Source organism: Cellulomonas citrea (assembly GCF_009829685.1).
In the GTDB taxonomy this organism is placed as follows: domain Bacteria; phylum Actinomycetota; class Actinomycetes; order Actinomycetales; family Cellulomonadaceae; genus Cellulomonas; species Cellulomonas citrea.
Genome location: NZ_VWSD01000010.1, coordinates 15,601 through 40,611, shown reverse-complemented (window position 1 = coordinate 40,611; position 25,011 = coordinate 15,601). Strand labels below are relative to the sequence as shown.

The following is a 25,011-nucleotide window of genomic DNA, read 5'->3' as shown; positions in this document are numbered from 1 at the left end:
CGGTCGGGTTCGTCGTCGAGCACCCGTTCATCGCGTTCGTCGCGATGGGCGCCGTCGTGCTCACCATCACGGGGGCCGAGGCGCTCTACGCCGACATGGGGCACTTCGGCCCCTCGCCGATCCGGCGGGCCTGGTTCGTCGTCGTGTTCCCCGCGCTCACCCTCAACTACCTGGGCCAGGGCGCGATGATCCTCGACGACCCGTCGACCATCGCGAACCCGTTCTTCCACCTGGCGCCCAGCTGGGCCACGCTGCCGCTCGTCGTGCTCGCCACGGCGGCGACCATCATCGCCTCCCAGGCCGTGATCTCCGGGGCGTACTCGGTGTCGCGCCAGGCGGTGCGGCTCGGGCTGCTGCCGCGGCTCACCGTGCGCCAGACCTCCCGGCACGAGGGCGGCCAGATCTACCTGCCGGCGGTCAACTGGATCCTGTACGCCGGGGTGCTGCTGCTCATCGCGGCGTTCGGCAGCTCGGCCCGGCTGGCCAGCGCCTACGGCGTGGCCGTCACCGGCACGCTGCTGCTCACCAGCCTGCTGTTCCTGCTGCTGGCCCAGCGGGTCTGGCACTGGGCGCGGTGGAAGCTGATCGCGTACTCCGTCGTCGTACTCGGGCTCGAGGTGCTGTTCTTCGCGGCGAACCTGGTGAAGATCGTGAGCGGAGGCTGGCTGCCGCTGCTCATCGCCGCCGTCGTGGTGACCCTCATGTCCGTGTGGCGCACCGGCGCGGCTGCGCTGCTGGCCCGCCGCACCGAGCTGGAGGGGCCGCTCGAGGACTTCGTGCGGACCGTGCACGAGACGCACGTGCCGCGGGTGCCCGGGCTCGCGGTGTTCCCGCACCACACCAAGGAGACGACGCCGCTCGCGCTGCGCTCGCACGTCGCGTTCAACCAGGTGCTGCACGAGCACGTCATCATCGTGCAGATCCTCAACGAGAACGTGCCGCACATCCGGCACGTCGACCGGGTGGTGGTCGACGACCTCGGCTACCGGGACGACGGCATCGTGCACGTGAGCATCCGGGTGGGCTTCAACGACAGCCAGGACATCCCCAAGGGGCTGGCGCTCGCGATCGGGCAGAGCCCCGAGCTGGACCTCGACGTCACCCAGGCGCACTACTTCCTGTCCGTGCTCACCGTGAACGTGGCCGGTCTGCCGCGCCGCCGCGCCTGGCGCACCCGCCTGTTCGTCTGGCTGGCCCGCAACGCCGCAGGCCGCAAGGAGGTGTTCCACCTGCCGCCGGAGCGGACGGTCGTCATGGGGGCGACCGTCGAGATGTAGCGGGCGGGGACTGCTCCGTTCGGGGCAGTCGGATGGACTTACTGGATAGTTCGTTCATGCTGTCGCACTGGGTCGCCGTTGCGACCGTGCGAGCGCTGTCCGCAGGGGGCAGGCACCGCACTGCCTCCAGGAGCGTCAGCATGCCCACCGTCACCTCACCCGCCGTCAGCTCACCCACTGCATCCGCCCGCCCGCGCCTGACCCGTCGGATCGGCATCACCGGCAAGGTGCTCGCCGCCGTCGGTGTCGCCGTGCTCGTCGCGCTCGGCACCGGCGTGGGCGGCTACGCGCTGGCCGCCCGCAGCGCGGCCGGCGCGGCCGACATCTACGACGTCCACCTGCAAGGGGTGCGGCTGGCCAAGAGCATGCAGGTCGAGCTCATGACCATGCGGTTCAACGCCGCGATGTACACGATGAACCGCGACACCGCCGACGCCCCCGGCTACCTGCAGAAGGTGACCGACGCCTCGACCGCCCTGCAGACCCTGGGTGGCCAGTACCGGGACACGGTGGCCGCCACCGACGCCGACCGGGCGCTGGTGCAGAGCGCCATCGACAACGCCGCGACCTTCGTCGAGGGCTTCAAGGAGGGCGACGCCCTCCGGGCGAAGGGCGACATCGCCGGCTGGGACAAGGTGCGCACCACCAAGACCGGTCCGGCCGCCACCGCGACCATCGATGCGCTCGAGAAGCTGTCGGGCGCCGTCGTCGACGCCGGTGCGGCCCGGCGTGCCTCCGTGGCCGCCGACGCGCGCCGCGGCGAGGTCGTGTTCGCGCTCCTCGTGGCCCTCGGTGCCGCGCTCGCCTGGACCGGGGGCGTCCTCGTCGCGCGCGGTCTGCGCCGCTCGGCCGCCGCGCTCGTCGGGTCCGCCGAGGCGCTCGCCGCCGGTGACCTCACCCACACCTCGGGGCTGGGCGACGACGGTGACGAGCTGGTCCACGCGGCCGCCGCGCTCGACCGGGCCACCGAGAGCCTGCGGGCCGTGCTCGCCTCGGTCGCCTCGACCACCGGGGCCGTCGCCGACGCCTCCGAGCAGATGCGGGAGGCCGCGCGGGACATCGACGCACGGGCCGCCGAGACCACTGCGCAGTCCGGCATGGTCTCGGCCGCGGCCGCCGACGTGTCCACCAACGTCGGCGCGGTCGCCGCCGCCGCCGAGCAGATGGGCGCCTCCATCCGGGAGATCTCGACCAACGCGAACGAGGCGGCCAAGGTCGCGAACGGCGCCGTCAAGGCGGCGCAGCAGGCCACCACCACGGTGACCCGGCTCGGGACCTCGTCGGCCGAGATCGCCGACGTCGTCAAGGTCATCACCTCGATCGCCGAGCAGACCAACCTGCTCGCGCTCAACGCGACCATCGAGGCGGCGCGTGCGGGGGAGGCCGGCAAGGGCTTCGCGGTCGTCGCCGGGGAGGTCAAGGAGCTCGCGCAGGAGACCGCGCGGGCCACCGAGGACATCTCCCGCCGGGTCGCCACGATCCAGACCGACACCACCGCGGCCGTGGAGGTCATCGTCGACATCGCCACGGTCGTTGCGAGCATCGACGACTACCAGACGATGATCGCCGCGGCCGTCGAGGAGCAGACCGCCACGACCGCCGAGGTCGGCCGCTCCGTGCAGGACGCAGCCGAGTCGTCGCACCAGATCGCACGCACCATCGACGGCGTGGCAGCCGCCGCGTCGGCGACGTCCTCGACGGTCGAGGAGACCTCGTCGGCGGCGACCAGCCTCGCGACGATGGCCGCGGACCTGCGCCGGCAGCTGGAGCGGTTCCGGTTCTGAGGGGGTGGGGTGGGTGCGCCCGCGATGCAGCTGGGGCGGGCTAGCGGTCCAGCTGTCGGAAGACGTGATCACGCACCCGGTCGGCGAACTGCGGGCAGCCCGCGGCCCGCAGCCGCGCGGGCAGGTCGGCCTCGCCGCTCCTGGCGAGCCAGTGCGCGCACATCCGTCGGGTGGCCTCGGCCACCAGGGCCGGTGCAGACAGGTCGACCAGGACGAAGAAGTCGTCGGGGTGCATCACCTCGTACGGCGAGGTGTTGTCGTCCCAGACGAAGCCGGTGGCGTCGAAGGTCAGCAGGATGTCAGCTCTGCATGCGAGCGCCGCTGCGTGGACGTGCGCGTCGTGGGGGTCGGGGCCGCGGTAGGTCCCGTCCACCGTGAAGCGGTCGACGCGCCCCGCCTCGAAGGTCGACGCCAGTCGGTCCCGGATCTGCGTGGTGCGAGCTCCCGGCCAGGTCGGGTGTGCCTTGCGGAGCCCGTGCAGGAACTCGGCCATGACGTCCTCGGTCCAGAAGACAGCGAAGGGTGGCACGTCGGGGGTGGTGTAGAGCATCCCGATCCAGTCCCGGGCCGTGCGGGAGTACCAGACGTTGGCGTCGACGAAGACGGCGTGTGGCCCGAGCCCCTGCACGAGCCGACCCTATCCATCGGCACCGACCGGTCGCCGCCGGTGGCGCCCGGAACCGGCCTCGCGACGCGATCAGACCTCGTCGCCCTCGAGCTCGAGCAGCTCGGCGAAGGCTGCCCGTTCACGGGCCCGTCGCGCCTTCCGGTAGGCCACGACGTCGTCGGCGAGGAGCCGGGTGTGCGATCCGACCTTGTGCGCAGGCAGGTGCCCCTCGGCCACCAGCCTCATGAGGGTCGGTCGTGACATCCCCAGCATCGCCGCCGCGCTGGAGGTGGTCAGCTCCTTGGGGATCGACGTCACGGTCACCGACGAACCCTCGGCGACCGCTCTGAGAACCTGCTGGAGGATCACGCCGAGCTCGGGCGGCAGCGGCGTCGCGACCTGCGAACCCACCTGCCCCACGGCGAGCTGACCGGCGGGGCCGACGAGGTCGTCGAGGACCTCGCGTGCCATCTCGGCGTCACGTTCGTTGGTGAGAAGACGGTTCGTGACCGCAACGGACGTCGACATCACACTCTCCTCGATCGCGGTTCGCCCCACGAACCTGCACGTATAACCGTAACCTGCTGCACCTGTAGGTGCAATCGGCATGGGTGCGGAAGGCCTGAGAAGCTGGCGCTCCCGGCGGCCGAGGGTATGGAGCCCCGCCCACCGTGCCCCTCGCCGCGGTGCTTGCTGCACCGGTGCTACGTTCGCGACGTGCTCGATCCTTCCGTTCGCGACGAGATCCGGGCGTATGTCGCCGAACGTGACTGGGCCCAGTTCCACACGCCCGAGAACCTTGCGAAGAGCATCGCCATCGAGGCCGCCGAGCTCCTGGAGTGCTTCCAGTGGGCACCCGACGCAGACCTTGACGCCCTGCGCGGTGAGCTCGCCGACGTGCTGATCTACTGCCTGCTGCTGGCCGACCGCACCGGGCTCGACCCCGCGGAGATCATCCTCGAGAAGATCGAGGTGACCCGGCGCAAGTACCCGGTGGACAAGGCCCGCGGGCGGAGCACGAAGCATGACGCCCTCTGACATCGAGGGGCTTCGGTTCACGCGCGACGCGATCGACGACTGGGCCCGGCGGGACCCGCGCCACACCAACTGGCCCGTCGTCTACGTGCTCGACGGGGAAGGTCGGGGCCGAGGTGCCCGGACGGCCGTCTACGTCGGCGAGTCGATCAAAGCCGCGACCCGGATGCGCCAGCACCTGGCCTCGGGGACGAAGGCCGAGCTGCGCAACGTGCGCGTGGTCGTCGACGAGACGTTCAACAAATCGGTGTGCCTCGACCTCGAGTCGTACCTCATCCAGCTCTTCTCAGGGGACGGCGGCTGCCGCCTGCTCAACCGCAACGACGGGATCACGAATGCGGAGTACTTCCACCGCGACCTGTACCGCCCGACGTTCGCAGGCGTCTTCGAGGCGCTTCGTCGCGAGGGGCTGTTCACCCGGAGTATCGCCGAGATCGAGAACAGCGACCTCTTCAAGCTCTCGCCGTTCAAGGCCCTCACGCAGGACCAGGCCATCGCGGTCGAGGACATCCTCGAAGGTCTGTTCGCGGACCTGGAGGGGGGACGCTCCAGCAGCATCGTCATCCAGGGGCGGCCAGGTACCGGCAAGACGATCGTCGCCATCTACCTGATGAAGATGCTCGCGGACATCCAGGTGGCGAGCTCGGACGATGTCCTGGATCCCGACTCGATGTTCGCCGAGTTCTTCACCGAGGAGCACCGGACGCTCCTGACCGGGTTCCGGCTGGGGCTCGTGATCCCGCAGCAGTCGTTGCGGACCTCGATCAGGAAGGTGTTCGGCAAGACCCCCGGTCTGCGTGCAGACATGGTGCTCTCACCCTTCGACGTCGGTCGGAGCGAGCAGCGGTTCGACCTGCTCGTGGTGGACGAGACCCACCGGCTGAGCCAGCGGGCCAACCAGCCGTCCGGTGTGCTCAACCGGGACTTCCGTGTGATCAACGAGCGGCTCTTCGGGGTCGACGACCCGCGTCGCACCCAGCTGGACTGGGTCATCGCCTGCTCCGCCCACCGGGTGTTCCTGGTCGACGCGGAGCAGACCGTGCGTCCCGCAGACCTCTCGACACCCGCCCTCGAGGCGCTCTCGAGCAGCGCGCGGCGCCAGGGGCGCTTCTACCCGCTCACCACCCAGATGCGTGTGCGGGCGGGCGGTGACTACGTCGGGTACGTGCGCGCGGTGCTCCGGCCATCCCCCGGCGAGCTGGCGCGGCCTGACCCGAGTGCCTACGAGGGCTACGACCTGCGGATGTTCGACGACTTCGCGCTCATGCGGTCCGAGATCATCGCGATGGACGAGGCTCACGGGCTGGCCAGGCTCGTCGCGGGGTTCGCGTGGGAGTGGAAGAGCAAGAAGGACCCCAGTGCCTACGACATCGAGATCGATGGTTCCCGGCTGCGCTGGAACTCCACGGACCGCGACTGGATCAACGCCCCGGGGTCGCTGGAGGAGGTTGGTTCGATCCACACGGTCCAGGGCTACGACCTCAACTACGCCGGCGTCGTCATCGGCCCCGATCTGCGGTACGACCCGGTCGGGCGCCAGCTTTTCGTCGACCGGGCTTCCTACCGTGACATGAGGGGCAAGGAACGAAGATCCAAAGGTGACGACGCCCCTTCCGACAAGGAGCTGCGGCGCTACATCGTGAACATCTACGGCGTGCTGCTCACGCGCGGCATGCTCGGGACGTTCGTGTACGTGTGCGACCCGGCGCTGCGGGAGTACCTGCGGCCCTTCCTGGGGCAGGGGCAGCCGGGCCCGACGACCGCGGTCTAGTCGCCGTCAGCAGCGACAGGGGGGTGGGGCATGGGCGGCCAAGAAGCGCACCGTCATCGACAGACTCACCGCCTACGTCGAGCGGTACCTCGGCCTCGGCTGAGCGCCAGATCGACCCGTCGCCGACGGGTCTCCGTTCCCGTCGACAGCAGTGGAGGAACCGTGGACGTCTCTGAGGACCTGGGGTTCTACCTTCGCCCGGAGAACGCCGAGGTGGCCGCGCGACTGGTCCGCCGCTACTTCACGCCACGGCCGGCCGGACGCTTCACCGGAGCGCACTTCGAGCGGCTCGGTGGTGGCGGTGACCGGCCCGCGATCGCGGACGAGCTCACCGCCGAGGACCTGGTCGCGGTCTCGATGCTGTCCGTCGAGGTGGTCCGTGATGCGGCGCTGGAGATCCTGGTGCACCGCCGCAACCGGCTGCACGAGCTGCTCCGGCAGGTCCCCACCGACCTCACGCTCGGCCGGGTGGCTGCGGGCGCGATCACCCCCGACTGGCCCGCGTGGCGGCTCTACGCCGAGCTCCGCGACATCAAGGACATCGGCCCGACCACGGCGTCCAAGCTGGTCGCGCGCAAGCGCCCGCACCTCGTGCCGATCCGCGACAGCGTGGTCGAGAGAGAGCTGGCGTTGGGGGCCGGGCCGTTCTGGGAACCGTTGCGCGCCTGGCTGGTGGCCGGTGAGGGTGCCCACGAGCACCACCTCGAACGAGTCCGGGCCGAGGCCGGTCTGGGGAGCGACATCTCGGTCCTGCGCGTGTTCGACGTCCTGAGCTGGCTGGTCGGCCAGGGCTACGACAAGGAGCTCGCCCGGCCCTGACCTGGCGCCCCAGGGCCGCCGCCATCCCCGGCGACCGCGTACCCTCGTGCCGTCGTCGTGGCACCGGTCCGGGCCTCCACGCTCCTGCAACGGGCGCCCGCGCCGCACACGCCGGGCCTCTAGCTCAACTGGCAGAGCAGCGGACTTTTAATCCGCGGGTTCTGGGTTCGATCCCCAGGGGGCCCACCGGGAGCACCCTCACCCCCACCCCTCCCGCCGGTCGAGCTCCGCCCGCATCGCGGCCGCCAGCCGCGGGTTGGTGTAGACCGGGTCGCCGCCGGCGAGGGCGTCGTGCACGCGTTCGGCGACGGCGCGGGGCTTGTCCTGGCTGAGCTTGGCCTTGGCCTGCCAGCGGTCGACGACGAACCGGAAGCCGGTGGTGCCGGTGGCGACGCGGCGGGCGTAGGTGCCCACCTCGTCCAGCTGCACCGGCTCGGTCAGCGGCGTCTCCCAGCGGTCGACGGTGGCGCCGAGCACGTCCCACGTCTCCTTGGCGTTGAGCGGGTGCGCGACGCCGTGCAGGTGGGCGGCGACGTAGTTCCAGGTGGGCAGCGCGGGGGTGTAGCCGTACCAGCCGGGGGAGACGTAGCCGTACGGCCCGGTGATGACGAGCAGGGACTCGCGCACACCGTCGAGGCCGTGGGTCTGGTCGTCGGGCCGCCCGAGGTGGCCGAGCACGACGAGGCCGTCCGCGTCGGCGTCGAGCACGACGGGCACGTGCGAGGCGACCAGGCCGCGGTCGCCGGAGGTGACGAGCACGCCCCAGCCCTCGTCGTGCACGAGGTCGCGCACCCACTGCTCGTCCGGCACGGCGTGGTCCGGGGTCTCGATCACGGTGCCATGAGACCACGCGGCCCTGAGGAGCCATGTGACCGGCACGTTAAAGATTCATTTCGTACTGAACTTTCCGAAGCGAAACCCTTGACCGGGTGGGGTGCCAGGCACTTGCCTAGGCCCACCCCGGACGGACGACCGGCACTCCACCCCCCGACCCAGGAGAATGCATGTCCCGCACCCGAGCACGGACCAAGGTGGCAGCCGCCGCCCTGGGGCTGACCTTCATGCTCACCGCCTGCAGCGGCGGATCTGGATCCACCAGCAGCACCGGCGGCGCCACCAACGCCGCGCCCGTCACGCTGCGCGTGCAGTCCACCGACCCCGGCTACCTCATCCCGGGGCGCAACACCGTCGCCTACGACTTCGACATGGCCGTGTGGGCCCCGCTCACCTGGATCGACGACAGCGGCAAGCTCACCTACGTCGCCGCCGACTCCGTCACCTCCGACGACGCGACCACCTGGACCATCACGCTCAAGAAGGGCTGGACGTTCCAGGACGGCAGCCCGGTCACCGCCCAGGACTACGTCGACAGCTGGAACACCGTCGCCTACGGCCCGAACGCCTTCGAGAACTCCGGGCAGCTCGCGCACGTCGTCGGCTACACGGACCTCAACCCGGCCGGCGGTGCCACCCCCACCGTCAAGGAGATGTCCGGCCTCAAGGTCGTCGACGACCAGACCTTCACGGTCACCCTCGACGGCCCCGACGGGCAGTTCCCGCTCCAGCTGTCCCAGGGCCAGACGGCCATGTACCCGATGCCCAAGGGCGCGTCCGCCGACCTGGCCGCCTACAACAAGCACCCCATCGGCAACGGCCAGTACGAGATCGTCGGCGACTACGCCGAGGGCGAGACGATCACCGTCAAGAAGTACGCCGACTACAAGGGCACCCCCGGCACGGTCGACGAGATCGCGTTCGTGCCCTACACCGACACCGCGACGGCCTACACCGACGTGCAGGCCGGCAACCTCGACGTCGCCGGCGTCGGCGCCGACAAGCTCATCCAGGCCAAGACCGACTTCGGCGACCGCCTCTACGCGTTCAAGGCCGCCGGCATCGCCTACCTCGGCCTGCCGCTCTACGACCCGCGGTACCAGGACATCAAGGTCCGGCAGGCCATCTCGATGGCGATCGACCGGAAGACCATCAACGAGCAGATCTACGGCGGCCTCTACAGCCCCGCGACGGCCTTCACCCCGGCCATCGAGCTCGGCACCCCCGTCGGGCTGTGCGGTGAGCTGTGCGAGTTCCACCCCGACAAGGCCAAGGCCCTGCTCGCACAGGCCGGCGGCTTCTCCGGCACCATGACCGTCTACTACCCGGGCGGCATCGGGGCGGACGCGTTCTACACCGCCATCGCCAACCAGCTGCGCCAGAACCTCGGGATCGACGCCGTCGCCCAGGCCAGCACCGACTGGGCCGAGTTCTACCAGACCCGGCTCAACCAGAAGGCCCCCGGTCCGTTCTTCTCCCGCTGGGGCGCCCTCTACCCCAGCCAGCAGAACCACCTGCGCGCCTTCTTCGTCAAGGGCGGCGGCTGCGACAACTGCGTCCCCTGGTACGACGACCAGGTCGCCAGCCTGCTCAAGACGGCCGACGCCCAGGTGGACGCCGACAAGGCAGCCGCGGCGTACAAGGCCGCGCAGGAGCGCATCCTGGCCGAGTTCCCCGCCGTCCCGCTGTTCGACGAGGCGTACTCCTACGTCGTCTCCGACCGGGTGAAGAACCTGCCGACCTCCGCGGTGGGTAACCCGACGCTCACCCAGGTCGTCATGGCGGACGGTTCCTGAGCTCGATGACCGACGCCGCCAGCACGGCGGGCCCGCTCGAGGACATCCTCGGGCGGGCCCGCCGGGTCCCCCCCACCACCACCTTCCCGACGGTCGACGAGCTCGTCGCCTCCTTCGAGGAGCTGCGCGCCGCGCACCCCGCGCTCGTGCGCCGCCGTCGGATCGGCTCGTCGCGCACCGGGGAGCCGCTGCACGCCTACGCCGTCGGCGACGGCCCCCGCGCGCTGCTGCTCGTCGCCGGCGTGCACCCCAACGAGCCGATCGGCCTGCACACCGTGCGGCACCTGGCCACCACGCTCGTGCAGGACGAGCAGCTGCGCGCCGAGCACGACGCGACCTGGTGGTTCGTGCCCTGCATCGACCCGGACGGCACCCGGCTCAACGAGTCCTGGTTCACCACCCCGACCGACCGGGCGGCGTACTTCCGCGGCTTCTACCGCCCGGCCCCGGCCGAGCAGGTGGAGTGGTCCTTCCCGCTGGACCACGCCGGCTTCTGGTTCGACCAGGTGCTGCCCGAGACCCAGGCGCTCATGCGGCTCGTCGACGAGGTGCGCCCCGACCTGCTGGTCTCGTTGCACAACGGCGAGTCCGGCGGCGTCTACTACTACCTCACCCGCGAGCTGCCCGGGGCGGTCGAGGCGCTGCAGGCCATCCCGGCCGCGCTCGGCCTGCCGCTCGACGACGGTGAGCCGGAGAGCCCGCTGGCCCCCGTCCTGGGCACCGGCGTGTTCGGCATGATCGACGCCGGCACGGAGATCGACCACATGGTCGCCCTCGGCCTCGACCCCACGCAGGTGCCGTCCGGCAACTCGTCGGCCGCGTACGCCGACCGGTACGGCACGCTCTCCCTCGTGGCCGAGCTGCCCTACTGGACGCACCCCGCCTGCGACGACCGCACCGCGACCACGACGTCCTACCGGCAGGTGCTCGCCACCAAGGCCGACCGGCTCGCCGAGCTCGGCCAGGTGCTCACCGACGCCCTCGCCGCCGCCGGCCCGCACCTGACCTGGCGCACCCCGACGCTGCGCGCCACGCAGGCGTTCGCCCCCGTCATGGTGCAGGCCGCCCTCGCCGAACGCGCCCGGGTCGACGACCCGGCCAACGACCGGCCCGCGACCGTCGCCGAGGTGCACTCCAACACCGAGGTGCTGCACTCCTTCCGGCTGCGGTTCACCGGGATGGCGCTGCGTGCGCTGGACGCCGAGCTGGACGCCGGTGTCGGCCCGCACCCGTTGCGTGCGGTGCGCGCGCGGCTGGGCGAGCAGTTCGACGCCTGGCTGGCCGAGGCGCTGGCCACCGAGCTGGTCCCCGCGCCCCTCGAACGGCTGGTCGGCGTGCAGGTGGCGGCGACCCTGGTCATGTCCCACCTGCTGCGCACGGAGGTCCAGGCGTGAGCGCCACCCGCTACACCCTGCGCCGGCTCGCCGAGCTCCTGCTCGTCTTCCTCGGCGTCACGCTGCTCATCTACCTGGCCGTGTTCGCGCTGCCCGGCGACCCCATCGCCGCCCTCGGGGGTGACCGGCCGCTGCCCGCGAGCGTGCAGGCCGCGCTGCGGGTGCGCTACCACCTCGACGAACCGGTGCTCCAGCAGTACCTGCGCTACCTCGGCGGGCTGCTGCACGGCGACCTCGGGCAGAACTTCGCCGGCCAGTCCGTCGCCGCCAAGATGGCCGTGCGCTGGCCCACCACCATCGCGCTCGCGCTCACCGCATGGGGCATCGAGATCGTCGTCGGCGTCGGGCTGGGGCTGTACGCCGGGCTGCGGCCCGGCCGGCTCGGCGACCGCGTGGTGCTGGCCGGCACCATCCTGGCCACCTCGATCCCGGTGTTCGTGCTCGCGGTCTCCGCCCAGCTGCTCTTCGGGCTGCACCTGGGCTGGTTCCCGGTGGCCGGGGACGACGCCGGCTGGCCGATGGCCTACCTGCTGCCCGGCGCCGTCATCGCGGTGTTCGGCCTGGCCTCGGTGGCCCGGCTGATGCGCGGGTCCGTCGCCGAGACGATGCGCTCGGACCACGTGCGCGCGCTGTGGGCCAAGGGGCTCACGCCCCGCCAGGTGGTCGGCATCCACGTGCTGCGCAGCTCGGCGATCCCGGTGACGACGTTCCTCGCGATCGACCTGGGCTACCTGCTCGGCGGGACCGTCGTCGTCGAGGGCGTGTTCAACCTGCCCGGCGTCGGCAACCTGCTCTTCCAGGCCATCCGCGCACACGAGGGGCCGACCGTCGTCGGGGTTGCGACCTCGCTCATCCTCGTGTTCCTCGTGGTCAACGTGCTGGTCGACCTGCTCCACTCCGTGCTCGACCCGAGGATCCGCCATGTCTGAGGTCGCCGCCCAGGTCACGTCCGTCGACGCCGAGGCCCCGGTCCGCGGCGTCTGGCGCAGCCTGCGCCGACGCCCGCTGTTCTGGGCCTGCGTCGCCGCGCTCGGCCTGCTCATGGCCATCGCCGTCGCACCGCAGCTGTTCGCCGGGCTGTTCGGCCAGCCCGACCCGCGGCTGTGCGACCTGGCCTCCGGCTCGCAGCCGCCGAGCGCCGCGCACGTGTTCGGCACCGACCGGCAGGGCTGCGACGTGTACGCCAACGTCGTCTACGGCACCCGGGCGTCGCTGTCGGTCGGCCTGCTCGCCACCGCGGTCGCGCTCGTCATCGCGATGGTGCTCGGCACGCTGGCCGGCTACCGCGGCGGCTGGGCCGATGCGCTCGTCGCCCGGCTCACCGACGTGTTCCTCGGGTTCCCGTTCCTGCTCGGCGCGGTCGTCGTGCTCACCGCGATCGGTTCGCGCACCCCCGTCGTCATCGCGCTCGTGCTCGCGGTGTTCATCTGGCCGACGCTGGCCCGGCTCATGCGCGCCAGCGTGCGCGCCGTGCGGGACGCCCCCTACGTCGAGGCGGCCCGTGCGATGGGCCTGGGCACCGGCCGGATCGTCGGACGGTACGTGCTGCCGAACGCGATCGGCCCGGTGCTCGCCGTGGCCACCACCACCGTGGGCGGCGTGATCGTCGCCGAGTCCACCCTCACGTTCCTCGGCCTGGGCCTGCGAGCACCTGCGATCTCGTGGGGCCTGCAGCTCGCGAACGCCCAGGCCACCTTCCAGACCTCCCCGCACATGCTCGTGTTCCCCGGCCTGTTCCTCGTCGTCACCGTCCTGGCGACGATCACCCTGGGTGACGTGCTGCGCGACACCCTCGACCCGAAGGCGCGTTGACCCGATGACCAGCACCCCGACCCCGTCCGACGCCCGCACGGCAGCCCGGCTGGCCACGTTGCGGGCGGCCGCGCCCTACCTGCGCGAGTGGCTGACCACCCAGGTGGCGACGCGGCGCACCCCCGGCGCCCAGGTGTGCGTGCGGTACGCCGGCGAGGTGGTGCTCGACACCGCGATCGGCCTGGCCGACGTCACCACCGGTGAGCCGCTGTCCACCGACCACCTGTTCCGGATCGCCTCGCACTCCAAGACCTTCACCGGCACCGCGGTGCTGCAGCTCGTCGAGACGGGGCGGCTGCGGCTGGACGACCCGGTCGCGCAGTGGGTGCCCGAGCTGGCCGGTGCCGAGCTCGCCAAGGTCACCGTGCGCGAGCTGCTCGGCCACCAGGGCGGGGTGCTGCGTGACGGCGTCGACGCCGACTACTGGCAGCTCATCGGCGACTTCCCCGACCGGGAGGCGCTGCTGGACTGGGTGCGCCGGGACGGCAAGGTCTACGCCCGCAACGAGCACTTCAAGTACTCCAACCTGGGCTACGGACTGCTCGGCCTGGTCATCGAGGCCGTCACCGGCACGTCGTTCGCCGAGCACCTGGCGACGGCCGTGCTCGCGCCGCTCGGTCTGACCCGCACCGGTGCCGAGTACGACCCGGCACGCGCCGAGCAGTACGCCGCCGGGCACACCTCGCTGCTCGACGGGGAGACCACCCGGGAGACCATCGACCACGTCGACACCCGCGCGCTCGCGGCCGCCACCGGCTTCTACTCCACCGCGCACGAGCTGTCCCGGTACGCCCAGGCGCACGTCATGGGCGACACCACGCTGCTGTCCGACGACTCCAAGCGGCTCATGCAGCGGCTGGAGACCGTGGTCAGCCCCTACGGGGTCGAGGCCGGCCGGTACGGCGTCGGCATGGAGCTGGTGAGCGTCGGCGAGCGGTCCTTCGTCGGGCACTCCGGCGGCTACCCCGGGCACATCACGCGCACCTTCGTCGACCCGACCGACGGGCTCGTCGTGTGCGTGCTCACCAACGCCGTCGACGGGCCGGCGCACGAGCTGGCCGTCGGGCTGGTGCACCTCATCGAGGTCGCGCTGCACCCCGGGCGCGGGCGCGGCACCGGGCCGAGCACCCCGGCCGAGGAGCTGCCGACGGTGCCCGCCGGGGTCACCGGACGGTTCGTCGACCTGTGGGGTCGCACCGACCTCGTCGAGCTCGGGGGACGGCTCGTCGTGCTGCACCCCACCACCCCCGACCCGCTGGCCGGGCTGGAGGAGGTCCTCATCACCCCCGAGGGGCTGCAGGTGGCCGCCGGGCCCGGGTTCGGGTCGTGCGGTGAGCGCATCGAGGTCGGCCCGGCAGGACCCGACGGGCCCGCATGGCTGCGGGTCGGCGGGATGACGAGCTGGCCGGTCGAACGCTTCCTGGAGCGGCGCACGGCGATGACCCGGCTCCCTAGGGTGAGCGTGTGACCGACACCGCCGGCGTGACGCCCGCCTCGTCCCTCCCGTCCGACGCCCCCGCGACCGACGCGCCGCCCGCGCTGCCGGTGCTGGACCAGGCCCGCACGCAGTTCGTCGAGCAGTTCGCGCTCGTCTGGGCGACGGCCGGCAACCCGCGGATGGAGGGCCGGATCATGGGGCTGCTCATGATCCTCGACGAGCCGTACCTGTCGAGCACCCAGATCGCGACCATGCTGCACGCCAGCGCGGGCGCGGTCTCGACGTCCACCCGCCAGCTCGTCGACGTGGGGTTCCTCAAGCGGCACGTCATCCCCGGCGACCGCAACCACTACTTCCGCGTCGAGGACGACATCTGGGGGTCGTTCCTCGGCGGGGAGCGGCACTACCTGCAGCGGCTGCAGGACGTCATCGACACCGGCTTCGCCGTGATCCCCGGTGCTACGGCGGGCGGCGAGCCGACCACCCCGTCGGACGCCCAGCCCGACGCAACCGCGCCGACGGCCGAGCACCCCGACGCCGGCCCGCTGCTGCGGCTCACCAACGCCCGGCTCTACATCACGTGGCTCACCGGCTACCAGCGCCGGATGCTCGCCGACTGGCAGGCGTACCGCGACGCGGCCCATGCCGCCGCCCCGACCCCGGAGGACACCGAGTGACAGAGCAGAGCGCCACCGCCGCCGACCGCGAGCCCGTGCTCACCGTCCGCGACCTGACGGTGACCTTCACGGTCGACGAGGGCCGGGCACCCGACGTGCACGCGATCACCGGGCTCAGCTTCGACCTGTACCCCGGCGAGGTGCTCGCGGTGGTCGGCGAGTCCGGCTCCGGCAAGTCCGTGAGCTCGCTCGCGCTGCTGGGCCTGCTGCCGCGCACCGCCACCGTCACCGGATCGGCCCGGCTCGGCGACCTGGAGCTGCTGGGGCTGTCCCGCAAGGAGCTGGCCGATGTGCGCGGCCGGCGCATCTCGATGATCTTCCAGGACCCGTCCAACTCCCTGGACCCGGTGTTCACCATCGGCTACCAGCTGCGCGAGGTGCTGCGCCGTCACCAGCCGCAGCTCGACCGCGCCCAGCGCCAGGCCCGTGCCGCCGAGCTGCTCGCCATGGTCGAGCTGCCCGACCCCGAGCAGCGGCTGCGGTTCTACCCGCACCAGCTGTCCGGCGGCCAGGCGCAGCGCGTGATGATCGCGATGGCGCTCGCCTCCGACCCGGAGGTGCTCGTCGCCGACGAGCCGACCACCGCGCTCGACGTCACCGTCCAGCAGGAGGTGCTCGACGTGCTGCGCCGGCTGCAGGCGCGCACCGGCACCGCGATCGTGCTCATCACGCACGACATGGGGGTCGTCGCCGACCTCGCCGACCGGGTCATCGTGCTGCGCCGCGGGCTGCCCGTCGAGCACGCGCCGGTGCGCGAGCTGTTCGCGGCGCCGACCCAGGAGTACACCCGCACCCTGCTGCAGGCCGTGCCCCGGCTGGGTGCGCCGGCTCGGCCCGACCCGGCCGACAAGCGGGACCGGCCGGTGCTCGACGTCGTCGACCTCGTCGTGGAGTACCGCGGCCGACGCTCGGGTGTGGTGCGCGCCGTCGACGGGGTGGACCTGGAGGTGCTGCCCGGGGAGATCGTCGCGCTGGTCGGTGAGTCGGGGTCCGGCAAGTCGACGCTGGGCCGGTGCGCCCTCGGGCTGGCGCCGATCACCTCGGGCAGCGTCGAGGTGGTCGGTGCGCTCCTCGGGCAGGCCAGCCCCAAGGCGCTGCGGGCCGCGCGGCGCCGGATCGGGGTGGTGTTCCAGAACCCGGCCGCGACGCTCAACCCGCGCTACACGGTCGGGCAGTCGGTGGCCGAGCCGCTCGCGGTGCACGGCGGGCTGCGCGGGGAGGCGCTCAAGCGTCGGGTGGCCGAGCTGTTCGAGCAGGTCGAGCTGCCGGCCGCGTGGGCCGGGCGCTACCCGCACGAGCTGTCCGGCGGGCAGCAGCAGCGGGTGTCGATCGCGCGTGCTGTCAGCCTCGACCCGCAGCTGCTCATCGCCGACGAGCCGACCTCAGCCCTCGACGTGTCGGTGCAGGCCACCGTGCTGGAGCTGTTCGCGCAGGTGCAGGCGCGGCTGCGGTTCGCGTGCCTGTTCATCAGCCACGACCTGGCCGTCGTCGACACGCTGGCCGACCGGGTCGCCGTCATGCAGCACGGCCGCATCGTCGAGCTCGACGAGCGCAGCCGGGTGCTGAGCAGCCCCCGCGACCCCTACACCCGTCGGCTGCTCGACGCCGCCCTGGTCGCCGACCCCGACGAGCAGACCCGTCGCCGCGAGGAGCGCCTGGCCCGCGCCTCCTGACCCGCCCGGGCACCCGCTCCCGCCCGGCTCCGCCCCGGCTCCGGCCCACCTCCGGCTCCCGCCCGGCTCCGGCCGGCCGGCAACTGGTCAGTTGGTCGTGGGAACTCGGCGTGTCGTGTGACCAAGTGACCAGAAGCGCCCGAGAACGGGAAGCCGAGCCCCGCTGGAGCCGGGTCGAGCCCGCTGGAGCCGAGCCGAACCCGCTGGAGCCGAGCCGAGCCGGCCGAGCCCGACGGCGCCTCAGGCGGACGTGCGGGTGAGGACGAGGAGGCCGTCGCGCAGCTCGGGCTCGCGGTGGAAGCCCAGGCGTTCGAGCAGCGCGACGGAGGCGGTGTTGGGGGGTTCGACGACGGCCTCGACCGTCGTGACGCCCCAGCCGGCCGCCGCGTCGAGCAGGGCCGTGACGGCCTCGCTCGCCAGCCCGCGGCCCCACCGGTCCTGGCGCAGCGCGTAGCCGACCTCGGTCGCGGTGGCTCCGGTCCGGCGCAGCAGCACCTCACCGATCACGGTGCCGGAGCTGCGCTCCTCGACGGCCAGGTTCAGCACGTCCCCGGGCGCCGTGGCGCTGGTCCGCACGAGCCGTTCGGCCAGGGCCTGCGCGGTCTGCTCACGGTCGCGTACCGGCCACGGGATGTAGGCCGTCACCTGCGGGTCGCCGTGGAAGACGAGCAGGTCGTCGAGATCGTCCTCGCGGTGCGGTCGCAGCGTGAGACGAGCCGTCTCGAGCGGTCGGACCAGGGCCCAGGTCGTCGGGCTCACCGACGTGCGCCGCAGGCGTCGGAGCGGTGCAACCGGGCGGGGACGCCGATGGCCGACGGGGGGAGGGCAGCCATGTCGAGGCCTCCGGGGTGCTGGTTCGGGGTCGCGACGACGCTAGCAGCCGACCGCGGGCGCCCCCGTCGTAGGACGGGGACGCCCGCGGTCGGGCGGACTGACGGTGCGTCCGGTCAGAAGGTGAAGCTCGCGACCTTCGCGCGCAGGCTCGCCGACATCTGGGCGAGCTCGGCGACGGACTGGCTGACCTGCGAGAGCACCTCGGTCGTGGTGGACGCCGACTGGGCGACCCCGGTGATGTTGGTGGCGATCTCGACCGACCCGGTCGCGGCCTCCTGGACCGAGCGGGACATCTCGTTGGTCGTCGCGGTCTGCTCCTCGACGGCGCTCGCGATGGTGAGCTGGTAGTCGTTGATCGTCGCGATGATGCCCGCGATCTCCTCGATGGCCGCGACCGCACCGGCCGTGTCCGTCTGGATCGCCTCGACCCGCCGGGCGATGTCCTCGGTGGCCCGCGCCGTCTCCTGCGCCAGGTCTTTGACCTCGCCGGCGACGACCGCGAACCCCTTGCCGGCCTCCCCGGCCCGCGCGGCCTCGATCGTCGCGTTGAGCGCCAGCAGGTTCGTCTGCTCTGCGATGGACGTGATCGCCTTGACCACGTTCCCGATCTCCGAGGACGAGACGCCCAGCTTCGCGATCGTGTCGTTGGTCGTGGCGGCCACCCCGGTGGCCTGCGCGGCGACCCGGGCCGCCTGGTTGGCGTTCTGCGAGATCTCCCGGATCGACGCGCCCATCTGCTCGGCGCCCGACGCGACCGTCTGCACGTTCCGGCTCACCTGCTCGGCCGCGGCTGCGACCACACCGGCCTGCGCGCTGGTGAGGTCCGAGCCCTCCGCCACCTGGGAGTTCGACGCCGAGAGCTGCTCGGACGCGGCGGCCACGGTCACCGCGGTCGCCGACACCTCCTGCAGGGTCTCGCGCAGCGAGGCCTGGGCCACGGTGAGGGCGTGGGCCATGCGGCCCATCTCGTCGGTGCTCTCCAGACCGGCCTCGACCGTGAGGTCACCGGTCGCGAGGGCCTCGAGCGCGTGCTGCACCCCGATGATCTGCCGGCGGATCAGCCGTGCGGTCCACAGGCCGAGCAGGATCACGAGCAGCACGCCGACCGCGAGCGTGATCGCCACGGTGCGGATGGCGGTCGAGGCACGGTGCGAGGCGTTGGCGGCGACCTGGTCGAGGTAGGCCTTGACCTGCGTCTCGGTGTCGCCCAGGTCGGTGATGACCTTGTCGAGCACCGGCTGGGCGACGTTGTCGCTGATGTTCCCGAACGCGACGCGGTCATCGGCCAGCGCGGCCGGCAGGAGCTGGGTGTCGCGGATCTGCTTCCACGCCGCCCAGTCGGTCTTGAACGCGGTCCACGACGCGACGTTGGTACCGTTCAGGCCCGCATCCAGGGCGGCGGCCGCGGTGTCGAGGTCGGCGTCGGTCGCGGCGATCTTGTCCTTGAACGCCTGCTGCTGCTCCGCGGTGTCGGTCTGGTACGCCCCGGCCTGGGCGACGAGCATCCGCGCCTTGATCTCCTCCTGGTGCACGACGCCCAGCGGTGCGGCGATGTCGTTCTGGGTGGTGTCGATCGACCGCGCGTCCGCCGCGACGTTCTGCAGCGACGTCATCGCGAGCCAGCCGGTGAACCCTGCGACGATCGCGAGGATCCCGACGAGCGAGAGGATCTTGGTGCGGATCGCACGGTTGGAGAACCACGACGTCGCGCCGCGGCGGTGCGGTGCGGTGGCGTCGTGCGCGGTGCTGGTCGTGCTCATGGCGCTCACTCCTTCTGCGACGGGACTCGTGCTGGGCTACTTATCGGATTAGTCGGGCGTGAGTTGAGCACATCGGGACGCGGAGTGTGATATAGCCCACCCTCGAGCCCGGGTGCAGGTCAGGGGAGTGCAGACAGCACCGCCCGGGTGCCGGTGTCCGTGGGGACACCAGCACCCGGGCGGGTCGAACCGGTGGTGGGCCGCACCGGTCACCCGGCGCGGCCCACCCGGGTCACGGCTTGGAGACCGTCACCTTCATCACCTTGCTGCTCGTCACCCCTGCCGCGTTGGCCAGCTCGGCCCGGTAGGTGTGGGTGCCGACCGCGCGTCCGGTGAGCACCGTCGAGGCGTGCTGGGCGTAGACCGACGGGTTGCTCAGCGACTGGGTGTCGATGAGCACGTCGTCCTCGTACAGCCGGTAGGTCGTGGCGGCCGTGCCCCACCACTTGTCCGCCGACACCGTGTAGGAGCCGTTGCGGTCCCAGTTGTCGTTGCTCAGCACCACGGCACCCGGGTTGGCGTCCTTGACGCGCACCGTGAGCGTGGAGGTGGCGGTGGTGCCCTTCGCGTTGACGAGCTCACCGGTGTAGACGTACGTGCCGTTGACCCGGCCGGACAGGTGCACCTGCGCCACCTGCGCGAGCGGGGTGTGGTCGCTCAGCTTGACCTCGCCGACCAGCACGCCGTTCTCGTACAGCCGGAACCTGGTGCCGTTCTGGCCCCACCACAGGTTCGAGGTGATCGTGTAGTCACCGTCGAGCAGACCGGTGTCCCAGCCGTTGTCGCTGCTCAGGACCGCGCGGCCCGGAGCCTTGGCCGGGATCGGCCCACCGGAGGCCACCTGGACCGGGATGGTCACCGTGGTACCCGTCGGCGCGGCGACGAGCTGCAGGGTCGCGGCCCCCAGCACGTCGTAGGGCACCGGCAGGGCGACCGTCGCGGCACCCGCCGAGACGGGCACCGTCACCGGGGCCTGGGAGCTGCCCACCCACGAGGCCACGAGGGACGTCGTGGCCGGGCTGCCCAGCGAGGTGAGGTCCAGACCGGCGACCCCGAACGAGAGGTCGTCGCCCTGGGTCGCGGCGGTGGGCTGACCGGTCACCTGCACGGCACGCCGGGCGAAGCTCGGCGAGACGGGCTGGTTGGCCGTGAGGTAGGAGATCCACGCGTCCCGGTCGACCAGACCCGAGTCACGCACCTGCGTCGCGGAGGTGAAGACCCGGAAGTTGTCCCCGCCCTGGGCCAGGAAGGAGAACGTGCCGATCCGGTAGGACGCGGCCGGGTCGAGCGGCTTGCCGTTGATCGTCACCGAGGTGATGTGGTGACCGGCTGCGGCGGCCGGGTCGTAGGTGTAGGTGACGTTCTTCGACAGCCCGAGCTGCAGGTACGGACGCGACGGCACCGTGCCGTCGGGGTTCGTCTGCCACTGCTGCTCGAGCAGGGTGGTGAACTGGGCCCCGGTGAGGGACACGGTCCACAGGTTGTTGAGGAACGGCAGCACCGCGTTCGCCTGCGCGTAGGTGATGTCGCCGTCCGCCGCCGGACCGGCCGGGGAGTACGACGACTGCTTCGCGTACAGCTCGCTGCGCAGACCACCCGGGTTGACCACGCCGATGTCGGCGCCGCCGCGCAGCGGGTCGGACAGGGAGGTGCGCAGCGAGTCGGCGACCAGGTCGCCGAGCGTGGACTCCGAGGCGCGGTCGTCGCGGGCGGTGCCCTTGAACGCCGTGGTGATGTCGGCCGAGACCTTGCCGATCACCTTGTTGCCCTCGGCGGCCGCGTTGGCGAGCGCCTTGTCGACGATCGTCTTGACGGCCGCGACCCGCGGGTAGGTGGCGACCAGGGTCGCCGCCGGGGTCTTGGTGCGGGCGACGTTCTTGGCCGTGTAGGCCGTCACCGCGTTCGTCGAGTTGTCGACCGTGAGGGTGATCTCACCGAGGAACTCGCCGTACGAGCCGGTCTGCAGCACCGGCCGGGTCGCCGTGCTGCTGCCCGGGACCGGGGCGTCCCACGCGTACTGCTTGTGGGTGTGGCCGGTGAAGATGGCCGACACCTTGGCGTCGGTCGCGGTGACGATCTTGGCGAACGGACCGCCCGCCGCGATCTCCTGGGCGAGGGTCGCGCCGTCCGGCGTACCCGCACCGGCGCCGTCGTGGTACTCGGCCACGAAGACGTCGGCCTCGCCGTTGGCCTCGTTGCCGTCGCTCAGCTGGGCGACGACCCGGTTGACCGCGTCGACCGGGTCGCCGAAGTCGAGCCCGGCGATCCCGCCGGGCGAGACCAGCGCCGAGGTCTCCTGCGTGACGGCGCCGATGACGGCGAGCCGCTTGCCGGCGACGTCGAGGATTGAATACTCCGGCAGGGCCGGGGTCGTGGTGCCCTTGAGGTAGACGTTCGCCCCGAGGTAGTCCCACGCGGCGTTGGTCTTGTTCGCCGAGACCCGGTCCTTGAGGTCGGCGAAGCCCTGGTCGAACTCGTGGTTGCCCACCGCGGAGGCCTTGAGCCCGAGCGCGTTGAGCACGTCGATCGTCGGCTGGTCCTTGGCGATCGAGGACGCGAACAGCGTGGCCCCGATGTTGTCACCGGCGGACAGCAGGACGGTGTTGTCCTCACCCTTGGCGGCCCGCTCCTGCTCGATCGTCCCGGCCACGTTGACGGTGTTGGCGTCGATGCGGCCGTGGAAGTCGTTGAGGTTGAGCAGCGTGAGGTCGGTGGTGGTCGGGGCGGGCTTCGCCGTGATCCCCAGGATCACCGGGTCGTGGTCGGAGGACCGGTACGGGCTCGCGTCGTAGAAGAGCGTGCCGTGGTAGTTGTACCGGCTGTACTCCAGCGCGATCGACTCCGCGGAGTTGATCGACCAGATGTCCGACCCGGTCGAGCGGGCCAGCAGCGCGTCGTTGACGAGCACGTGGTCGAGCGATCCGGCCAGCCCGTCGAAGCTGTAGGAGTACTCACCGGCGTCGAAGTGCGGGGTGACGTCGGTGTAGCCGGCCGTGGCGAGCGCCGCGATCGGGTCCTCCTGCGAGTAGGAGTTGAAGTCGCCGACCAGCGCCACGCCCGTGACCGGCGTGGAGTAGGTCGCGAGCACGGTCGGCACCCACGCGGCGAGCGCGTTCGCCTGGGCGACGCGCGAGGCGTTCGAGGCGCCCTGCCCGTCACCGGCGTCGGTGTCACCGGGGAGCGGGCCGGCCGAGCCCTTGGACTTGAAGTGGTTGACGACGACGAAGAACGGGTCGCCGCCGCCGGCCGGGGTGAACGCCTGCCCGATGGGCTCGCGCGCGTTGTCGAACGCCTGGCCGGCGCCGCTGGCCGTGCCGAGCGCGTGCGAGGCCCCGAGGGGGCTCACCGCGTCGGTGCGGTAGATGAGCGCGTTGGTGATGACGTCCTGCGCCGAGAGCGCCGGCAGCTCGGTCGAGGAGGGCACGTACGCCCAGTGCGCCGAGCTGTCCGCCGCGTTGAGCGCCGCCACGAGCGTGGACAGCGCCGAGTCGACGGGCTCGCCGAGGACGGCCGAGTTCTCGATCTCCATGAGACCGACGACGTCGGCGTCGGTGGCGTTGATCGCCGCGACGATCTTGGCCTGCTGACGGGCCAGGCTGGCCGCGTCCCAGGCGCCGCGCGGACCGTTGCCCGGGCAGCTGTTGACCGTGATCGGCGTGCCGGCGCGGTCCTTGTACGAGGTGCAGCCGCTCACGGTCGAGCCGAGCGTCGTGAAGTAGTTGAGGACGTTGAACGAGGCGATCTTGAGGTCCGCGGCGCCCAGCTTCGTGGCGTCGGGGGCTGCGGTGCGGGTGTTCGAGAACTGGGCGCGCTGCCCCGCCGGCGTGGTGCTCGTGACCTGGCTGGTGGGGTTGAGCTTCCAGGTCGAGTTCCGGTAGTCGACGATCACCGGCTGGTCGAACGTCACCTTCGCGCCGACCCGGACCGGGTCGGTGAGCGAGATGTACGGCGGGGTCAGCCCGGAGTTCGCCGAGCTGAGGAAGTTGGTCGTGGCGCCGTCGTCGAGCACGACGCCGCGGGCGGCGTTGTCGGCGGCGACCGCGGCGGCCTCGGCGGTGCCCGGGCGGGCGACGTCGGTGGGCTGGCGCAGCGGCGTGCTGCCGGACGCGAGCCCGACCTCGCCGTACTGGTTGGTCGAGTAGGTGTTGCTCACGGTGAAGTCGCCGGCCGGTGCGAGCAGCATCGACTCGAGGGCCTCGCGCGCCGCGTCGGTGGTCGGCCAGGTGGCGACGACCGGGGTGACGGGGGCGACGGTGCCGGGGCGCGCCACGGTGCTGGTGGCGTTGATCTCGGTGAGCCCGTTGTACTCGGCGACCGTGCCGGTGACGGTGACGTCCTCGCCGATCGACAGCGAGCCCAGACCGCTGGGCTGGTAGACGAAGACCGCGTCGGACGCGGTGTGCGACGCGTCGAGCGTGCCACCGGTGCCGGGGGTCTGGATGACGAAGCCGTTGAGGCCGCCGGTCGGGTAGAGCGCGGTGATCACGCCGGTCGTGACGACCTTCTGGCCGACGAGCGGGCTCTGCGCACCGGTGCCCTGGATCTCGGAGATCGCCAGGGTGGTGTCGGCCGGGGTGGTCGGGTCGACCGTCGGCGTCGCGGTGGGGGTGGGCGTCGGGTCGACGGGCGTCGTCGTCGCCGCCGTCGGCGTGGGCGCCCCGGCGACGAAGTCGGCCGCGTTGTCGGCGGTGTTCGCGTACGAGGTCCGCGAGATCGACGTGGTGGTGCTCGGGGCCGTCGCGGGGCCGGCGCCGGCGTAGGCGCCCGCGGCGCCGTACCCGACGAGGTCGACGACCCCGGTGGCTCCGGCGCACGCGGTGGTCGCGCAGCTCAGGGCGGTGGTCGACGAGACGAGGGCGACCGAGCCCTTCGTCGCGGACAGGTTGACGGTGCTGCTGGAGGCGTTGGGGGTGGGCAGGTTCGAGACCGTCGAGGCGCCGGTCTGCGAGGCGGCCTGCACCAGGTACGTGCTGTGCGCGGGGATCGAGCCGGTCAGCGGGACGACCCCGCTCCAGCTGGTCCCGGCCGAGGAGGCGTACTGCACCGACCAGGTCGAGACGTCGACCGGGGCGTCGGAGACGTTGGCGAGCTCGATGAAGTCGTGGGTCAGCGTCGACCCCGAGTTGCCGCCGGCCCCGTAGATCTCGTTGATCACGACGGGGGAGCCGGTCGAGACGGCCGCGAAGGCAGGCAGCGACGCCGGCAGCACGAGCGCCCCGGCGACGGCAGCCGACAGGGCGGCCGATCGTCGGAACCATGGATGGGTGAGCAGCATGGACGAGTCCCTCTCGAACGCACGTGAGCCGCGCGGGTCTCCCCTGGGCGGGTGCCGGTGGTGCGGTGGCACGACGTCGTGGCGCGGCTTCTGGTGTGCCTGTTCTACCGGTACGGATCGGCCCTTGCCCGGCAAACGGCTGAACCGAGGATGAACTCACCGGATTCGGGCACATCGGGCACCCGCTGTGCACCTGCTGTGCACCTGCTATTCGCCGTGGCGGCG

At 71.9% G+C, this 25,011-nt stretch carries 18 protein-coding genes and 1 tRNA gene; 13 read left to right on the top strand and 6 right to left on the bottom strand.

Annotated elements, in window-relative coordinates; translation table 11 throughout:
• Positions 1–1,277: KUP/HAK/KT family potassium transporter (locus F2B26_RS02660; protein WP_159806129.1), on the top strand; the 1,277-nt coding region annotated here is incomplete at its 5' end.
• A gap of 140 nt (positions 1,278–1,417) precedes the next feature.
• Positions 1,418–3,061, top strand: coding sequence for a methyl-accepting chemotaxis protein (locus F2B26_RS02655; protein WP_159806127.1), 1,644 nt, complete (start codon positions 1,418–1,420; stop codon positions 3,059–3,061).
• Between the two features lie 40 nt (positions 3,062–3,101).
• Here the strand turns inward: F2B26_RS02655 and F2B26_RS02650 are convergent, their stop codons facing one another.
• Positions 3,102–3,689: a PIN domain-containing protein gene (locus F2B26_RS02650; protein ID WP_159806125.1), complete on the bottom strand. Its 588-nt coding sequence runs from the start codon at positions 3,687–3,689 to the stop codon at positions 3,102–3,104.
• A gap of 69 nt (positions 3,690–3,758) precedes the next feature.
• Positions 3,759–4,196 carry a helix-turn-helix domain-containing protein gene (locus F2B26_RS02645; RefSeq protein ID WP_159806123.1) on the bottom strand — a complete coding sequence of 146 codons (438 nt, stop codon included), beginning with the start codon at positions 4,194–4,196 and terminating at the stop codon, positions 3,759–3,761.
• A gap of 189 nt (positions 4,197–4,385) precedes the next feature.
• Here F2B26_RS02645 and F2B26_RS02640 point away from each other — a divergent pair, with 189 nt between their 5' ends.
• The 4 genes from F2B26_RS02640 to F2B26_RS02625 all read left to right on the top strand — a co-directional run bounded on the left by F2B26_RS02640 (position 4,386) and on the right by F2B26_RS02625 (position 7,479).
• Positions 4,386–4,706, top strand: coding sequence for a nucleotide pyrophosphohydrolase (locus F2B26_RS02640; RefSeq protein ID WP_235929458.1), 321 nt, complete (start codon positions 4,386–4,388; stop codon positions 4,704–4,706).
• The gene (locus F2B26_RS02635; protein ID WP_159806119.1) at positions 4,693–6,474 is read left to right on the top strand and encodes a DUF2075 domain-containing protein; all 1,782 of its coding nucleotides are present in this window, start codon (positions 4,693–4,695) and stop codon (positions 6,472–6,474) included. Before F2B26_RS02640 ends, F2B26_RS02635 begins: the two co-directional genes overlap by 14 nt.
• A 162-nt stretch (positions 6,475–6,636) precedes the next feature.
• The gene (locus F2B26_RS02630; RefSeq protein ID WP_159806117.1) at positions 6,637–7,293 is read left to right on the top strand and encodes a DUF6308 family protein; all 657 of its coding nucleotides are present in this window, start codon (positions 6,637–6,639) and stop codon (positions 7,291–7,293) included.
• Positions 7,294–7,406: 113 nt separating this feature from the next.
• Positions 7,407–7,479: transfer RNA gene (locus tag F2B26_RS02625), tRNA-Lys, on the top strand.
• Between the two features lie 12 nt (positions 7,480–7,491).
• Here F2B26_RS02625 and F2B26_RS02620 read toward each other — a convergent pair.
• Complete coding sequence (locus tag F2B26_RS02620) at positions 7,492–8,127, bottom strand: FMN-binding negative transcriptional regulator (RefSeq protein WP_159806115.1); 636 nt, start codon at positions 8,125–8,127, stop codon at positions 7,492–7,494.
• A gap of 170 nt (positions 8,128–8,297) precedes the next feature.
• Here F2B26_RS02620 and F2B26_RS02615 point away from each other — a divergent pair, with 170 nt between their 5' ends.
• From F2B26_RS02615 to F2B26_RS02585, 7 genes are read left to right on the top strand one after another with little or no spacing between them, the layout of a single operon-like run.
• On the top strand, positions 8,298–9,923 hold the full coding sequence (locus F2B26_RS02615) for a peptide ABC transporter substrate-binding protein (RefSeq protein ID WP_159806113.1): 1,626 nt from the start codon (positions 8,298–8,300) through the stop codon (positions 9,921–9,923).
• Between the two features lie 5 nt (positions 9,924–9,928).
• Positions 9,929–11,317 (top strand): M14 family zinc carboxypeptidase, encoded by a 1,389-nt coding sequence (locus F2B26_RS02610; protein ID WP_159806111.1) that lies wholly within the window; start codon positions 9,929–9,931, stop codon positions 11,315–11,317.
• The gene (locus F2B26_RS02605; protein WP_201292577.1) at positions 11,314–12,246 is read left to right on the top strand and encodes an ABC transporter permease; all 933 of its coding nucleotides are present in this window, start codon (positions 11,314–11,316) and stop codon (positions 12,244–12,246) included. The genes F2B26_RS02610 and F2B26_RS02605 overlap by 4 nt, the downstream gene beginning before the upstream one ends.
• Positions 12,239–13,129, top strand: coding sequence for an ABC transporter permease (locus tag F2B26_RS02600; RefSeq protein WP_159806109.1), 891 nt, complete (start codon positions 12,239–12,241; stop codon positions 13,127–13,129). The genes F2B26_RS02605 and F2B26_RS02600 overlap by 8 nt, the downstream gene beginning before the upstream one ends.
• Before the next feature lie 4 nt (positions 13,130–13,133).
• A complete protein-coding gene (locus F2B26_RS02595; RefSeq protein WP_159806107.1) occupies positions 13,134–14,597 on the top strand; it encodes a serine hydrolase domain-containing protein in 1,464 nt (487 codons plus the stop codon).
• Complete coding sequence (locus tag F2B26_RS02590; protein ID WP_235929457.1) at positions 14,594–15,244, top strand: GbsR/MarR family transcriptional regulator; 651 nt, start codon at positions 14,594–14,596, stop codon at positions 15,242–15,244. Before F2B26_RS02595 ends, F2B26_RS02590 begins: the two co-directional genes overlap by 4 nt.
• Complete coding sequence (locus F2B26_RS02585) at positions 15,241–16,917, top strand: dipeptide ABC transporter ATP-binding protein (RefSeq protein ID WP_159806105.1); 1,677 nt, start codon at positions 15,241–15,243, stop codon at positions 16,915–16,917. Before F2B26_RS02590 ends, F2B26_RS02585 begins: the two co-directional genes overlap by 4 nt.
• A gap of 240 nt (positions 16,918–17,157) precedes the next feature.
• Here the strand turns inward: F2B26_RS02585 and F2B26_RS02580 are convergent, their stop codons facing one another.
• From F2B26_RS02580 to F2B26_RS02570, 3 genes are all read right to left on the bottom strand, one after another.
• Entirely contained in the window at positions 17,158–17,676 is a 519-nt protein-coding gene (locus F2B26_RS02580) for a GNAT family N-acetyltransferase (protein WP_159806103.1), read from the bottom strand.
• A gap of 188 nt (positions 17,677–17,864) precedes the next feature.
• Positions 17,865–19,511, bottom strand: coding sequence for a methyl-accepting chemotaxis protein (locus F2B26_RS02575; RefSeq protein ID WP_159806101.1), 1,647 nt, complete (start codon positions 19,509–19,511; stop codon positions 17,865–17,867).
• 232 nt (positions 19,512–19,743) lie between these two features.
• Complete coding sequence (locus tag F2B26_RS02570; protein ID WP_201292576.1) at positions 19,744–24,786, bottom strand: ExeM/NucH family extracellular endonuclease; 5,043 nt, start codon at positions 24,784–24,786, stop codon at positions 19,744–19,746.
• Positions 24,787–25,011: the final 225 nt, after the last annotated feature.